The 14,574-nt window shown below is 69.6% G+C and carries 13 protein-coding genes; 11 read left to right on the plus strand and 2 right to left on the minus strand.

All coding sequences use genetic code 11. The features are described 5' to 3' along the window. The 4 genes from gspM to ACE3QW_RS19800 all read left to right on the plus strand — a co-directional run. Positions 1-408: type II secretion system protein GspM (gene gspM / locus ACE3QW_RS19785; protein WP_374253472.1), on the plus strand; the 408-nt coding region annotated here is incomplete at its 5' end. Positions 409-473: 65 nt separating this feature from the next. Continuing rightward, entirely contained in the window at positions 474-1,091 is a 618-nt protein-coding gene (locus tag ACE3QW_RS19790) for a hypothetical protein (RefSeq protein WP_374253474.1), read from the plus strand. 113 nt (positions 1,092-1,204) lie between these two features. Continuing rightward, entirely contained in the window at positions 1,205-1,825 is a 621-nt protein-coding gene (locus tag ACE3QW_RS19795; protein WP_029559015.1) for a TIGR02466 family protein, read from the plus strand. Positions 1,826-1,851: 26 nt separating this feature from the next. Further along, positions 1,852-2,334: a copper resistance protein CopC gene (locus tag ACE3QW_RS19800; RefSeq protein WP_374253476.1), complete on the plus strand. Its 483-nt coding sequence runs from the start codon at positions 1,852-1,854 to the stop codon at positions 2,332-2,334. Here the strand turns inward: ACE3QW_RS19800 and ACE3QW_RS19805 are convergent. Both ACE3QW_RS19805 and ACE3QW_RS19810 read right to left on the minus strand, forming a co-directional pair. Beyond that, positions 2,231-4,876, minus strand: coding sequence for a fused MFS/spermidine synthase (locus ACE3QW_RS19805; RefSeq protein ID WP_374253478.1), 2,646 nt, complete (start codon positions 4,874-4,876; stop codon positions 2,231-2,233). The genes ACE3QW_RS19800 and ACE3QW_RS19805 overlap by 104 nt on opposite strands. Before the next feature lie 122 nt (positions 4,877-4,998). After that, complete coding sequence (locus tag ACE3QW_RS19810; protein WP_374253480.1) at positions 4,999-6,933, minus strand: hypothetical protein; 1,935 nt, start codon at positions 6,931-6,933, stop codon at positions 4,999-5,001. Positions 6,934-7,195: 262 nt separating this feature from the next. Between ACE3QW_RS19810 and ACE3QW_RS19815 the strand changes: the two genes are divergently transcribed. The 7 genes from ACE3QW_RS19815 (at position 7,196) to ACE3QW_RS19845 (ending at position 14,478) form a co-directional block, all read left to right on the plus strand. Continuing rightward, positions 7,196-8,059, plus strand: a complete 864-nt coding sequence (locus tag ACE3QW_RS19815; RefSeq protein ID WP_156026417.1) for a peptidyl-prolyl cis-trans isomerase — start codon at positions 7,196-7,198, stop codon at positions 8,057-8,059. Next, complete coding sequence (locus ACE3QW_RS19820; protein WP_374253482.1) at positions 8,056-9,045, plus strand: HupE/UreJ family protein; 990 nt, start codon at positions 8,056-8,058, stop codon at positions 9,043-9,045. Before ACE3QW_RS19815 ends, ACE3QW_RS19820 begins: the two co-directional genes overlap by 4 nt. Before the next feature lie 37 nt (positions 9,046-9,082). After that, a complete protein-coding gene (locus tag ACE3QW_RS19825; RefSeq protein WP_024278378.1) occupies positions 9,083-9,694 on the plus strand; it encodes a HupE/UreJ family protein in 612 nt (203 codons plus the stop codon). Next, positions 9,691-10,356, plus strand: a complete 666-nt coding sequence (locus ACE3QW_RS19830; RefSeq protein WP_374253484.1) for a HupE/UreJ family protein — start codon at positions 9,691-9,693, stop codon at positions 10,354-10,356. The genes ACE3QW_RS19825 and ACE3QW_RS19830 overlap by 4 nt, the downstream gene beginning before the upstream one ends. Positions 10,357-10,496: 140 nt before the next feature. After that, complete coding sequence (locus tag ACE3QW_RS19835) at positions 10,497-12,080, plus strand: Do family serine endopeptidase (RefSeq protein ID WP_029559009.1); 1,584 nt, start codon at positions 10,497-10,499, stop codon at positions 12,078-12,080. 224 nt (positions 12,081-12,304) lie between these two features. Then, positions 12,305-13,024 carry a response regulator transcription factor gene (locus ACE3QW_RS19840; RefSeq protein WP_024278381.1) on the plus strand — a complete coding sequence of 240 codons (720 nt, stop codon included), beginning with the start codon at positions 12,305-12,307 and terminating at the stop codon, positions 13,022-13,024. A 74-nt stretch (positions 13,025-13,098) separates the two neighbouring features. Then, entirely contained in the window at positions 13,099-14,478 is a 1,380-nt protein-coding gene (locus ACE3QW_RS19845) for an ATP-binding protein (protein ID WP_374253543.1), read from the plus strand. Positions 14,479-14,574: the final 96 nt, after the last annotated feature.

Genomic DNA, 14,574 nt, shown 5'->3' on the forward strand with positions numbered 1-14,574 from the left:
GAGGAGCGCGGCTCCCCCTTCCTCGAAGGCGCGAGCGTGACGGTGGCTGGCGCCGCGCTGGCCGAGCGCGTCGCCGCCGCGGCCGATGCGGCCGGCGGGCATCTCGTCTCCTCCAGCGTGGAGCTGGGCGCCTCGCCGCTCGGCCCGGGCTTCGTGGCGGTGGCCGCGACCGTCGATATCGGGCAGGAGGATTTGCAGAACCTGCTATATGATATCGAGAGCGGCCAGCCCTTCCTGTTCATCGACCCGCTCGTGGTCCAGGCGCAGGGGCAGGGTGCCGTATTGGGGCAGCTGGACACCGAAGGGACCGAGGGACGGATGCAGGGGGATGGCGCGGAAGCACGGGGGCAGGAGGGGCGCATCCAGGTGATGCTGACCGTCCATGGCCGCTGGCGGGGGGCGCGATGATCGCCCCAGCTCAGACTCCCGCGCGCCCTTTGCCCGCGTGCCGCTTCTGCCGGCTCCCCCTCGTCGTGGCGGGCCTGATCGCCGGCATCGCGGCGGCCTCGGCCGAGGTGGAAGCCCCCGTGCCGCAGGTGGACTTCGTTGTCCCCGGCCAGCCCTCCACCCGCGCGGCGACGGCTCCGGCCGATCGCGAGCGGGGAAATCCCCTGTGGACCGTTCCCATCGAAAGCCTCTCGGCGACCCGCGATCGCCCGCTGTTCACGCCATCCCGCCGTCCGCCCGAGCAGCCTGTCGCCCTTGCGCCGCCGCCGCTCCCCTCCGCTCCCCCCGCTGCCGTCTCGCCACGGCCGCAACTGGCGCTGATGGGCACTGTGGTGAGCACGGCGGGCAGCATCGGCATCTTCACGGATCAGGCGAGCGGGCAGATCGTGCGCCTGAAGGTGGGCGATGCCCATGGCGGCTGGACCCTGCGCAGCGTCGGCCCGCGCGACGCGGTGCTGCACACGGGCGCCGACACCGTGACGCTCGCCCTGCCGGTCCCCGGCAAGGGCAGTCCCCAGCCGCCGCGCGGGTCCGAGGGTCCGTTCGCCGCCGCGCAGGTGGGCGGGGCGAAGCCCGTGGCCGGGCAGGTGGTGGTACCGCGCCGCACCAGGCCGTCGCCGGCGGATCTCGATTCCAGCCACTGAGCTTGACGCCGACGTTCATCGTCAGGACGTCATCGTGGGGGCGTCATCGTCGGGTCATGGCCCATGGGGAAAGTGCGCCGTCTTCCCGTCTCGCGCACATCGGCCGGCCTGTCGTGACCCAGCTCATCGGACTTTTCCCCACCCCCGTGATGCGCGTCGAGGGCCTCATCGGCCCCGCCGACGTGGAGGCGCTCGCGGCCGAGGTGGCGGACCGCACCTCCCTCACCAACGCCTATTCGGACCTCCTCTCCCACACCCCGGTGGCGGGCGACCAGTCCGACACGCTGCTGTCGCGGCTCGGCGCGCTGGTGCTGCCCAAGGTGGCGGAGTTCGGCGAGGTGCTGTTCGGCGAGGCGCTGAGCTGGCAGATCAAGGAAATCTGGGTGAACGTGCTGGAGCCGGGCGGCCATCAGGCCATCCACACCCACGCCAACAGCTTCATTTCCGGCGTCGTTTACCTGACGGAGGCGCACCCCTCCGCCAACATCGTCTTCCACAAGGCCATCGGCGGCAGCGGCTTCATCTTCGGCAACACCAATCCCGGCGCGCGCATCAACGCGTTCAACGGCGGCAAGTTCGCCATGCCGCAGACGGGTGCGGGCGACCTCGTGATGTTCCCGAGCTATCTGCTGCACGAGGTGCCGGTGAACAAGGGCGGGCGGCGCATCTCGGTGGCCTTCAATGCCATTCCCGACCGGCTCGATAATTTCGGCTACGCCATCCACTTCTCGTGAACGCAAGCCTTTTCAGGGAGAGGCCCATGCGCCTTCATGCAGCAATCGCGGTGCTGGTCCTCACGTGCCTCGCGGCGACGGGGGCGCGGGCACAGTGCGCGTTCGACCAGTCGGTGCCCAACGCCAACGAGGTGCTCACCGAGACCCAGCCGGAAGTCACCATCGACTTCACCGACGAGTTTCGGCTCGATGACGTGCGCGTGGTGAGTCTCGACGACAAGGCCGAATGGCCCACCGACTGGGCCCGCCCCTCCGAGGAGGTGCGCCAGACCGCGTTCCGCATGGCCAAGCCCCTGCCGCCCGGCAAGTATCTGGTGGAGTGGAACGGCTATCTGCGCCGCCATCACCATGCGGATGGCGGCTCCATCGCCTTCACCGTGGCGAAGCCCGGCGAGATCCCGCCCGCTACGCCGGCGGTAGCTGAGCCAAGAGCCGCCGCGCGTCGGGGCGGCTCGGGTTCGCCCTATCCAATGCTTCTAGGAGCCGCCGGGCGCCCGAAGGATCAGTGACGGCGAGCTGGCGCGCCATGGCCAGCACGGGGGCGTAGGCGGCATCGAAATCCGGGCTGATGCGCACCAGCTCGATGAGCTGCGGCGCCAGCGTGCCGATGACGTCGCGCGGTCCCTTCGCCGCCAGCGCCCGGGCGCCCATGCCGATATAGCCGTCCCGCGCCTTCCAGTAGTTGGAAAGGCGCGCCTGGGTGGCGGGATCGGCACCCGCCAGCAGCGTCGGCGGCGCCGGGTGAAGCGCCGCGAGGAGCGCCACCAGACGGTCGGCGGGCCGCTCGCTTGCGGCATAGGCGGTGCCCGGCGCGGAGGCCGTCACCACCGGCCGGTCATCGGTGTTCAGGGGGGCATTGCCGGCGAAGCGGGCGAGGTCCGCCGGGCCGGCAAGGTGCAGGCCGAAGAGCGCGAAGCTGCCGTCCATGTCCACCGCCTTCAGCCCCGTCGCCAGCGCGCGGTCGCGCACCCGGCGCTCCACCCAGTCGGACGGGTAAGTCGCGGGCGCGCGGCGGCCGATCAGGGCGACGAGGGGCGTCTCCACGCTGAACTGCGCAAGCCACGCCGTCGTGTCCGGGAACACGTCGAGGAAGGTGCGCACGATCACCTTCAGCGTCTCCATGTCCAGCTGGTGCAGCGGCAGCCATTGGCAGAACAGCCCGTCCGGCGCGAGGCGGTCGCGGATGGCGGCGAAATGCTCGCGGGCATAGAGGGCGCCGGAGCCGTCCACGGAGGGGTGGTAGAGGTCGGCGACGATCACGTCATAGGGCGCGGTGCCGGCGCGCACGAAACGTCGTGCGTCGGCCACATGGATGCGGATGTCCGGATTGCCGGCGAGGCGCGGCGGCGTGCGCTCGAAATAGGGGAAGCTCTCCACCACCTCGGGCACCAGCTCCACGCCCTCTATCCTGAGGCCCGGATGGTCGCCGGCGGCGGAGAGCGTCGCGCCGGTGCCGAGGCCGAGGAACAGCGCGCTGCGCGGGTTGGGATGCAGCAGCAGGGGGATGTGCGCCTGCCGGTGGTCCGAGCGCATAGAGGCGCTGCCGCCCATGCGGAAATGGTTATTCACCTGAAGATGGCGGTCTCCGGCGGCATTGCGCACCACGCTCACCGCCGCCATCACGCCGTCGCGGTGCCATTCCAGCGCGCCGCCTTCCGGCACCTGCACGAAGCGCAGGGAGACGGGCGCCAGCACCAGCGCCAGTGTCGCCGCGAGCGTCAGCCCGCCACCGGCCAGCGCGGCGCGGCTCCGGAGCGGCAGCGCCAGCACATAGGCGGCGGCGAGGAGCGCGAAGGCATATTTGGCGCCCATCAGAGGCAGCAGGACAGGGCCGAACAGCATGGGCGCGAGCGCCGCACCGAGGGTATTGGCCGCAAGCCCCGGCCCGACGCCGCCGAGGCGGTCGGATGCGCGCTGGGCAAGCGCCGTGAACAGGGCGCCCATGGCGATCGTCGGCGGCAGGAAGGCCACCGAGGCCATGGCAAGTTCGGCGGAGAGACGCCCGGCCACCGTCACCGGCAACGCGGCCTTGAGGGCCGAGAGAATCTGCCCCGACGCCCCGAGCAGCCCCGCGCCGGCGAGGCAGGCGAGGGCGGTGAGGGTGACGAGGAGGGCCACTGAGCCGTCCGCACCCGGCCCGCGAATGGACCGCCACCTGGCATAGAGGGCGGCGCCCAGCGCGGTGCCCGCGAGGTAGCAGGCCAGGAGCACGGCAAAGGTGTAGATGGTGTTTTCCAGAATCTGGCTCAGCACCCGCACCGTCAGCACCTCATAGCCGATGCCGAGGAGGCCGGTGAGGAACAGGGGCGCGAGGACCGGGAGCAAGGCCGAGCCGGTTTCGGGCGCGCGAATCGGGCGTGCCGCCGGCGCTGAGGCCGAATCGCGGGCCACGGCCAGCATAGCCGCGGCGCAGACCGCATTCAGCACGGCGCACAGCACCAGCGTGGCGGAGAGGCCGAGCGCGGGGATGATGAGGAAGGCGGTGGCCAGCGTTCCCGCCACCGCGCCGAACGTGTTGGCCGCATAGACGTGCCCCACCGCCGCGCCTGAGGCGAGACGCGGCGCCAGCACGGCCTCCAGCGCCGGCAGGGTGGCGCCCATGGCCAGTGTCGCCGGCAGCAGCAGCACGAAGGGCAGAGCGAAGGCGACGGACCATTGCCGCAGCGCCGAGGCATCCACCGGTACCAGCGCGGGCACGAGGTCGCCGAACAGCGGCGTCGCGCCGATGAGAACCAGCGCCCACGCGCCGATCACCAGTTCGAGGCCGGCGTACCAGGCGGCCGGCCGGCGGCTCCCGGCGATGGCGCGGCCGAGCAGCAGGCTGCCCAGCGCGAGGCCGCCGAACAAAGCCGAGATGACCCCCAGCACCGCCACCAGTTCATGGCCGAGGCTGACCGCGAGCATGCGGGTCCAGACGATCTCGTAGCCGAGGCCGGCAAAGCCCGAGAGGGTCGCGACCAGCGCGATGGCGATGCCCGTGCGGGCGTTTTGGCCGAGCGTCAGGCGTTGCGGCGCGGCGGATTCGGGTTCCGAAGCCTGAACCTGGGACATGACAGAAACCGTTCCTGAAAGCGAAAGAAGCCGGAGGCCCGAAGGCCCCCGGCATCCGAAGGTCTCGCGCCGGCCGTGGCCGGCGCTTGTCTTCTGTCAGTTCACCATCACTTTGGCGAACGTCACTTGGCGAGGGAGACCGCGAGCTTCTCGTTGGTCTCGACGAGGAGTTCCGGCTGGTCGGAGACGCGGATGAAGACGGGGTTCGTGTAGAACCACAGGTCCGACCACGCGGCCACGTCGTAGCTGGAGATCTTCTGGCCGTCGCGCACCACGAGGTGGGACGGGCAGGCGGCGTCGTTACAGGGCACGAACGGGCCCTGCGCGGCGTTTTCCGGATCCCAGTCGTTGAGCGGGTTGCCCTGGGCGTCCGTTTCGGCCGGCACGGAGGCCGGCAGGTTGGAGCCACGCACGCGGACGTACATGTTGTTCTGCACGTTCGGGATGGTGACGGTCATGGTGCGCTTGGTGCCGCGCGCCTTCCAGGTAGTCGGGCCGAAGGTGGCGATGATCGCCGCCGAGGCATTGGTGCCGGCGGTGTAGTTGGCGCTGCCGGGCGCGACGACGCCGGTCACGTCACCCTTGATGAACTGCACCTGGCGGAGCGTCGGCTTGTTGAGGGGCTCCTGGATGCCGATCTGGGCCAGCGACGGGTTGTTGAAGGTGTAGGGCGAGTAGTTCGGGTTCGTAGGGACATTGACCTCGAGGGTCAGCGTCACCGACTTGCCGCGCTTCACCACCAGCGTGTCACCCATGCCCGCCTTGGCGCCGAAGCCGGCCTTGGCGTTGTAGGTCAGCTCGCCGGTGATCAGGTCGCCCTGCACCGAGTAGACGTTGCCGGAGCGCACGCCGTCGACCACCACCTGCGGGCGCAGGGCCACATTCCGCTTGGGACGCGGGATGTAGAGCTTCTGGAACTCGCCCGGATAGAAGTCGTTGGTGGTGCCCTTCTCGTAGATGGAGAAGGCGCCGCGGTTGTGCCAGTCGGAGCTGGCGAAGAAGAACCAGTTGCGGCCTTCACCCAGCATGGCGTCCCACACGCCGCCGATCTTGGCGGCATAGATGCCGGTGCCGCCGAAGGTGGTCACGCCCACCGAATCGCAGCCATTGCCGCAGAAGCCGGCGCGGTATTCGCCGCGGTTGTTCGACGCCTGGTGGCCGGGCTGGCTCTCGAAGCCCACCGCGACGGTCGGGCCGGCATTGTTGAAGTCGCGGAAGTGCTCGATGTTGAAGCCGTTGTTCTTGTCCGGATTGAACACGCCGGCGCGCTCCACGTGCGCGGGCACGTAGTAGCTGTCGAGCGGGTAGTACTTCTGCAGCCACTGGACGGAGGGAACCGCCTTGGCGTCGTGGTTCTTCTGGCCCGAGCCGGAGCCGGAGGCGTTGGCCACCTTGCCTTCCCAGTTGTGGGTCGGCGCGCCCTTGCTGAAGTCCGAATCGGAGCGGTCGAAGCGGTATTCGAACTCGGCCACGGCGCTCGCGTTGCCGGTGTCCTTGTCCTTGTTCTTGTTGCCGAACAGGCCCTTCTTCTCGATGGCGTTCTGCGGCTTCTGATTGCCGATCACCGCCATGGAGGTGTGCTCGTGGCCGGGCACGTTGGTCTCGATGCCGGCATAGAGCATCGGCACGCCGGTTTCCTTGGCGAGGCGGACGAGCTCGGGGAAGATGATCTCTTCCGCGCTCTGCCAGCGCCACATGGAGCGGTGGCCCTGCGAGGTGGCGGTGTCGCCCTTGATGACCAGGCCCTGGACCTGATCGAAGAAGCGGCCCTTGCCGGTGGTGGAGCCGTCACCTTCCGGATCGTCCACGCGGCAGTCGCGCGGGCTGGAGCCGCCGTGATCGGCCGCGCCGAGCCATTCCAGGCCGTAGCTCTGGACCGCCTTCTTCACCATGGTCTCGACCGACGAGCGGCCGTCCGAGCACGGCGTGTGATTGTGGAAGTCGCCGGCCATGTAGCTGTCGGCGAACGCCTGCGTCGGCGCAAAAGCCGCTCCGCCGGCAACAACGAGGACCGACGCCCCCGCGATGAGCTGCTGTGTCAGCACCCCGCCCTTCATGCTCCAACCCCTAATTTCCCACGGACGCCAGTCCGCCCGTAGGGGCCTCCTAGCCGCGTTCTGTGACCGCGTGCTGAAGGTTCTGTGACGCCGGGGAAGGTGAGCCGGGAAACCTTGCGAGACCTTTCGGACCCTGCGTCCGCCGCAACGCTGTCATCAAGCCGACACCGGTCCGCCGCTAGGGGATGCGCCGTCAGCAGGCGTGGAAGCACGACGTGGCGGGGATGCGCTTTTTCGCGTCCCTGTGGGCGGGGGACGAGTCTTGACGTCATCGGGTTTGAATACGGGCGCGGATGCCCCGGCCGGCACCAGGAACAAGAGCCTCATCCGGCGGCTGATCGGCGAGCCGCTGCTTCAGTTCATGGTGCTCGGCACCATGATCTTCGCGGCCCATGCGGCGGTGACGCCGGCGATCCCGAAGGAAAAGCTCATCGAGGTCACCCCCGAGGTGCGCCAGAGCATCGTCGATGCCTTCAAGTCCACCCACGAGGGCCGCGAGCCGGGGGCGGACGAGTATCGCAAGCTGGTCGACGTGTGGGTCCTGAACGAGATCACCTTCCGCGAGGCACTGGCGCAGGGCCTCGACAAGGGCGACGAGATGATCCGCGACCGCATCGTCCACAAGATGCGCCTGCTCATCTTCAACGGCGTGGAGGTCAAGGAGCCGACCCACGCCGAGCTCGAAGCCTGGTACGAGAAGCGCCGGGCGCAGTATGACGTGCCTGAGACCATCAGCTTCATCTCCGTGCCCTTCACCGGCCCGAACGCCGAGGCGGACGCCCGCGCGACGCTGGAGCAGATCGTCGCCGGCGAGGAAACCGAAGAGACCCAGAACCGCGCCCTCATCTTCGGCGAGAGGCCGCGCAAGTCGCTGGAGCCGTCGTTCGGCACGCCGTTCGTGGAGACGCTGGTGGCGCTGCCGCAGGGCGAGTGGCGGGTGGTCCCGTCGAAGGACGGCTGGAACGTGGTGCGGCTCGATGCCTATGCGCCCGGCCATCCGACCGACCTCGACGAGGTGTCCGCCCAGGTCGCGCTTGCTTGGAAAGACGAGCGCCGCCGCATCCTCGGCATCGCCGCGACCAAGGACCTGGGCAACGCCTACGTCATCCGGCGTGGTGAGCCATGATCGCCGGAGCCATAACGGCGCGAGCACCCCGCGCCTTCCGGTCCGGCCTGCTCGCGGTCCTGGCGCTGTTCTGCGCGCTTCTCCTGCCGTCGCTGGCCGCACAGGCGCATGAGGCGACCATGGCGGTCATCACCCTGCGCGAGATCGCGCCGGGCCGCTTCATCGGCCAGTGGACCATGCCGCCGGCGGACGTGACCCTGCAACCCATTTTCCCCGCCCACTGCCAGTGGAACCCGCCCGAGCTGGTCTGCGGCGAGCGCGGGCTCACCGGCCGCCTCAGCTTCATGGGCCTCGGCAGCAAGCAGTCGGTGGCCACCATCCGGGTTGTCCCGCGCGAGGGGCCGGCCGTCGTCTACACGGTGAGCGCCGCCAAGCCGACCATGATGGTGGCGAGTGAGCCGGGGACCAATCTCGCGGTGTGGGCTGATCTCGCCGACACCTACGTCAATCTCGGCATCGACCACATCCTGCGCGGCATTGACCACCTCCTGTTCGTGCTGGGCCTGATCTGGATCGTGAAGGGCGGCTGGCGGCTGGTGAAGACCATCACCGCCTTCACCGTCGGCCATTCCATCTCGCTCGCCGCCGCCACCTTCGGCTGGGTCGGCGTGCCGGAGCGGCCGCTGAACGCCGCCATCGCCCTCTCCATCGTTTTCGTGGGCGTGGAGATCGTGAAGCTGCAACGGGGCGAGCCGGGGCTGACCGCGCGCTATCCCTGGATCGTCGCCTTCGCTTTCGGCCTCCTGCACGGCCTCGGCTTCGCCACGGCGCTGACGGCGCTCGGCATCCCGCAGGCGACGCTGCCCATCGCCCTGCTGTTCTTCAACGTGGGCGTCGAGATCGGCCAGCTGATGTTCGTTATGGCGGTGCTCGCCCTCATGTGGGCCCACCGGCAGGCACAGGCGCTGCTGCCCCGCTGGGGCGCGGCCATCCCGGCCTATGTCATCGGCTCCGTCGCGTCGTTCTGGTTCCTCACCCGCATCTGACCCTGCCTGGGGCGCACACCTTGGAAGGACATTCGTCATGAAGTCCCACAGCCCGAACCCGGCGCTCGTCCTCGCCGGCCTTCTCGCCATGATCCCCCTGTCGCCGGCCCTCGCCCATACGGGCACGGGCACGCAGATCGGCCTTGAGAGCGGTTTTCTCCATCCGCTCTCCGGCGCGGACCACATCATCGCCATGGTGGCGGTGGGCCTGTGGGGCGCGCAGCTCGGCAATCCGGCCATCTGGGTGCTGCCCATCACCTTCCCGCTGGTGATGGCGGTGGGCGGCCTGCTCGGCGTCATGGGCATCGACCTGCCCTTCGTCGAGCTTATGATCGCGCTGTCCGGCATCGCGCTCGGCGCCATGGTGGCCCTGAACATCCGCCCGCCGCTGTGGGTGGCGGCGACCATCGTCGGCGTGTTCGCCATCTTCCACGGCTATGCCCACGGCAAGGAGCTCCCGGATGCGGCCGATGCGGTGGCGTTCGCGGTGGGCTTCGTGGTGGCCACCGGCATGCTGCACCTGCTCGGCATTCTCATCGGCGTCGCGGTGCGCTGGGAGGCGGGGGCCAAGGCGGTGCGCGCCTGCGGCGCCGCCATCGGCTGCCTCGGCGTCTACTTCCTGCTCGGTGCCATCGGGATCATCGAATGACACGTCTTGCCCGTCGCGCCGGCCTTGCCGGCGCGGTTGCCCTGGTTCGTCGCGCCGGCTCCGTCGGCGCGCTTGCTCTCGTCTTCGCGCTCACCCCCGGCCTTGCCCACGCCCATCTCGTGGACACGCGGCTCGGCGATTTCTATTCCGGCGCGCTGCATCCGCTGACGGATTTCGAGCAGGTGCTGCCCTGGCTCACGCTGGCGGTGCTCGCCGCCTTCCAGGGACCGCGCACGGCGCGCTGGGTGGTTCTGGTCTTCCCGCTGGCGCTGGCCGTCGGAGGGGTGCTGTCGCTGGTGCTGCCGCCGCCGCCCTTCGCGCCGGTGGCGGGCGTGACGCTGGTGGCGCTCACCGGTCTTGCCGTCGCCGCGCAGCTGAGGCTGCCGCTCGCGGCCCTGCTGGTGCTGGCGGTGGGGCTCGGCCTGCTGGACGGCTACCAGAATGGCGCCGCCATGGTCGCCACCACGGACCAGTTCCTGTTCCTGTCGGGCGTGACGGTCATCGGCTACGCCTTCGTCACCCTCGCGCTCGGCTGCGCCATCGCCTTCCTCGCTGGCGTCGGCGGCTGGCGGCCCATCGCGCTCCGGGCGGCGGGAAGCTGGGTCGCGGCGGTGGGCATTATGGTGCTCGGCCTGCATCTGGTGTCGCGCGGGGTCGGCTGATCCCGCGCCGGAGCGTGGTTCACGGCATCGCGAGCGACATTACGGAAGCTTAATCCGGCCGCCAGATTGCCGTAACGATCCAACGCATAGGTTGCGTCTCGAACCTGCCCGGCATGGCAGGCAACAGAGAGACGCGACGCATGACCCGCTCCCCCTCCACCCCTTCCGTGACGAAGCGCAACCGCCGTGCCATGCTCGCGAGCGTTTTCGGTCTCGCCCTCGCCGGCGTCGTTGCCGGCCAGTTCATCCCGCCTGCCAATACGCCTGCCCTCGCGCAGATCACCACCAGCCAGCCGGCCAACACCTTCTCCTTCGCCGACATCGTCGAGAAGGTCTCGCCCGCCGTCGTCTCGGTGAAGGTGAAGAAGGACATCGGCGACCAGCAGATGGCCATGGGCGGCGAGGGCCTCGGCGGCAACGTCCCGCCCCAGATCGAGGAATTCCTGAAGCGCTTCGGCTTCGGCCAGGGCGGCCCCGGCATGGGTCCCGGCGGCCCGGGTGGTCCCGGTATGGGTCCGCGCGGCGGCATGGGCCCCAAGGGTGAGCGCCCCGTGGTGGGCCAGGGCTCCGGCTTCATCATCTCGGCTGACGGTTATGTCGTCACCAACAACCACGTGGTGGATGGCGCCGACGAGGTGGACGTGACCACCACCGACGGCAAGGAATACGTCGCCAAGGTCATCGGCACCGATCCGCGCACCGACGTGGCCCTGCTCAAGATCGACAACGTCACCAACATGCCGTGGGTGAAGCTCGCCGATGGCGCCCCGCGCGTCGGCGACTGGGTGATCGCGGTCGGCAACCCGTTCGGCCTCGGCGGCACCGTGACCGCCGGTATCGTCTCGGCCCGCGGCCGCGACATCGGCTCCGGCCCCTATGACGACTTCATCCAGATCGACGCCCCCATCAACCGGGGCAACTCGGGCGGCCCGACCTTCTCGCTGAACGGCGAGGTGATCGGCATGAACACCGCCATCGTCTCCCCCTCGGGCGGCAACGTGGGCATCGCCTTCGCCATCCCCTCCGAGACGGTGAAGACCGTGGTGACCCAGCTGCGTGACAAGGGCTCGGTGGCCCGCGGCTACATCGGCGTCCAGATCCAGCCGGTGACGGAGGATCTCGCGTCCGGCCTCGGCATCAAGAGCGCCGAAGGCGCCCTCGTCGCCCAGGTGCAGCCCAACACCGCCGGCGCCAAGGCTGGCCTCAAGGCCGGTGACGTGGTGGTCAAGGTGAACGGCGAGCCGATCAAGGAAGCCCGCGAGCTGTCCCGCAAGGTGGGCATGATGAAGCCCGGCGCCGAGGTCCAGCTCTCGGTGATCCGCGACACCAAGCCCATGGACATCAAGGTGGTGCTCGATCAGCTGCCCAACGAGCAGGTGGCCTCCCGCACCAACACCCCGCAGGGTGAGGACGACAGCGCCGGCAACAAGGACATGCCGCGCCTCGGCCTTCAGCTCGCTCCCTCCAAGAGCGTGCAGGGTGCCGGCGGCGAGGGCGTGGTGGTCACCGGCGTCGAGCCCAACGGCCCGGCCGCCCAGCGCGGCCTGAAGACCGGCGACGTGATCCTGAAGGTCGGCGACAAGACCGTCGCCACCCCTAAGGACGTGCGCGACGGCCTCGCGGCCGCCAAGGCCGAGAACCGCAAGGCGGTGCTCATCCAGGTGAAGAGCGGCGAGGGCGTGCGCTTCGTCGCCATCTCGCTGGAAGGCAAGGCCAAAGGCTGAGCCAAGATCGGCTGAGCCCGCTCAGCCGGCCTGAGACAAGGCCCGACCGCATGACACGCCGGGGGCAATCCCCCGGCGACGGGCCTCCGGACCGAGGTGGATATCGCCATCGCCCCTGATGCCGCTTCGGCTCCGCAGGCGCGGGAAGCTCCAGAGGGCTTCCCGCGCCACTTTTTTCGGTGCGCACCCCTCGCATGGACCTGCCTGAAAGGTGAGCTAGAGTGATGACAACGAATCTCGATCCGGGTCCGCTCTCCGCCATGCGCCTTCTCCTGGTCGAGGACGACCGCGACGCCGCCGAATATCTGCGCAAGGCCTTCCGCGAGGCCGGTCACGTGGTGGACCATGCCGCAGACGGCGAGGAGGGGCTCGCCCTCGCGCTCGACGGCAAATACGACGTGATGGTGGTGGACCGGATGCTCCCCGCCCGCGACGGGCTCTCCCTCGTCACCGAGCTGCGCGGGCGCGGGCACACGACGCCGGTGCTGATCCTCTCGGCGCTCGGGCAGGTGGACGACCGGGTGCAGGGCCTGCGCGCCGGGGGCGACGACTATCTGCCCAAGCCCTACGCCTTCACCGAGCTTCTGGCGCGGGTGGAGGCGCTGTCGCGGCGCGGCGTCAGCCAGGGCGCGGAAACGGTCTACAAGGTGGCGGACCTCGAACTCGACCGCCTTGCCCATCGCGTCACCCGATCCGGCAAGGAGATCCCGCTCCAGCCCCGCGAGTTCCGGCTGCTGGAATATCTGATGCGGCACGCCGGGCAGGTTGTGACGCGCACCATGCTGCTCGAAAACGTCTGGGACTATCATTTCGACCCCCAGACCAACGTCATCGACGTCCACGTCTCCCGCCTCCGGTCCAAGATCGACAAGGGCTTCGACGTGCCGCTGATCCACACCGTCCGCGGCGCCGGCTACATGGTGCGGGCGGGGCTGGTGGCGTGAAGGGGGAGGGCGCCCCGGCGGGTGCAGGTCCGCTCGGCAGCGGGGGGAGGGGGCACGGCGCGATTGCCAGCCCCATCGCCCACGCGGCGCGCCTGGTGCGCACCACGGCGTTCAAGCTGCTCGCCGCCTATCTCGTCGTCTTCGCGCTGTTTGCGGTCTCCGTCATCGTCTACACCGCGTGGCACACCCGCGCCCTGATCCAGGGGCAGGTGGCGGACGACCTCGACCGCGAGGTCGTCGGGCTCTCCGACCAGTACCGCATCGGCGGCATCCAGCGGCTCGTCTATGTCATCGACCGGCGGACGCGGCGGCCGGGCTCGTCCATCTACGTGCTCTCCAATTTCCAGGGCGAGGTGCTGGCCGCCAACGTGACGGACCTGCCCATCGGCCTCCTCGACAAGGAGGGCACCCGCTTCACCACCTACAACCGGCCGGACGATCCCGTGGCCAAGAGCCATGTGGCCTTCGTGCAGACCATGTTCCTGCCCGGCGGCTATCGCCTGCTCGTCGGCCGCGACATCGAGGAGCGCGACACCCTGCGCGATCTCGTGGCGCGGCCGGCTCAATGGGCCGTAGTGCTGATCGTGGTGCTGGGCCTCGCCGGGGGCGTGTTCGTGACGCGGCGGGTGCTGAAGCGCATCGATTCCATGACCGCGACGGCCGAGACCATCATGGCCGGCAACCTCTCCGGCCGGCTGGCGCTGGCCGGCACCGAGGATGAGTTCGACCGCCTCGCCCACTCCCTCAACGCCATGCTCGATCGCATCGAGGGGCTGATGGTGGGACTGAAGGAAGTCTCCGACAACATCGCCCACGATCTGAAGACCCCGCTCACCCGCCTGCGCAACCGTGCCGAGGAGGCGCTGCGCACCGCCCACACTGAGGAGGCCTGGCGGGCGGCTCTGGAGGCCACCATCGAGGAGAGCGCCGGCCTCATCCGCACCTTCGACGCCCTCCTGATGATCGCCCGCGCCGAGGCGGGGCAGGGGCGGGCGACCATGGGCGACGTGGATCTCGCCGAGATCGCCGAGGCGGTGTCCGAGCTTTACGAGCCGCTGGCGGACGAGCAGGGGCTCGACCTCACCGTCAGCGCCGTGCCTGCTACCGTCCACGGGGTGAAGGAACTGCTGGCGCAGGCGCTCTCCAACCTCATCGACAATGCCATCAAATACGGCCGCCCGGCCGACGGGGGGCGGGGGCGCATCACCGTGACGCTGACGCGCGACGGGGCAGAGGCGGTGCTGGCGGTGGCCGACACCGGTCCGGGCATCCCGGCCGCCGACCGGGAGCGGGTGGTGGAGCGATTCGTGCGGCTGGAGGCGAGCCGCACCCGTCCCGGCTCCGGCCTCGGCCTGTCGCTGGTGGGGGCGGTGGCGCGGCTGCACGGGGGTACGCTGGCCTTTTCCGACAACAAGCCGGGGCTCGTTGCGACCTTCCGTTTGCCGACGAAATGACAGCGGGACGTGAACCAAGCCGTCGGCGCGGGCGTTAACCTCCGTAATGACCTCTTCATTCCCCACTCACTATGATGCGTGCCGTGCCTCCCGCTG

This window comes from Xanthobacter sp., from assembly GCF_041911315.1.
Lineage (GTDB): Bacteria > Pseudomonadota > Alphaproteobacteria > Rhizobiales > Xanthobacteraceae > Xanthobacter > Xanthobacter aminoxidans.

What these genes read in the sequence shown, in the direction of transcription:
- ACE3QW_RS19800 (WP_374253476.1), top strand. Translation starts at nt 1,852, where the DNA reads ATGCGCCTTCATGCAGCAATCGCGGTGCTGGTCCTCACGTGCCTCGCG.
- ACE3QW_RS19805 (WP_374253478.1), bottom strand. Translation starts at nt 4,876, where the DNA reads ATGTCCCAGGTTCAGGCTTCGGAACCCGAATCCGCCGCGCCGCAACGC.
- ACE3QW_RS19810 (WP_374253480.1), bottom strand. Translation starts at nt 6,933, where the DNA reads ATGAAGGGCGGGGTGCTGACACAGCAGCTCATCGCGGGGGCGTCGGTC.
- ACE3QW_RS19820 (WP_374253482.1), top strand. Translation starts at nt 8,056, where the DNA reads ATGATCGCCGGAGCCATAACGGCGCGAGCACCCCGCGCCTTCCGGTCC.
- ACE3QW_RS19825 (WP_024278378.1), top strand. Translation starts at nt 9,083, where the DNA reads ATGAAGTCCCACAGCCCGAACCCGGCGCTCGTCCTCGCCGGCCTTCTC.
- ACE3QW_RS19830 (WP_374253484.1), top strand. Translation starts at nt 9,691, where the DNA reads ATGACACGTCTTGCCCGTCGCGCCGGCCTTGCCGGCGCGGTTGCCCTG.
- ACE3QW_RS19835 (WP_029559009.1), top strand. Translation starts at nt 10,497, where the DNA reads ATGACCCGCTCCCCCTCCACCCCTTCCGTGACGAAGCGCAACCGCCGT.
- ACE3QW_RS19840 (WP_024278381.1), top strand. Translation starts at nt 12,305, where the DNA reads ATGACAACGAATCTCGATCCGGGTCCGCTCTCCGCCATGCGCCTTCTC.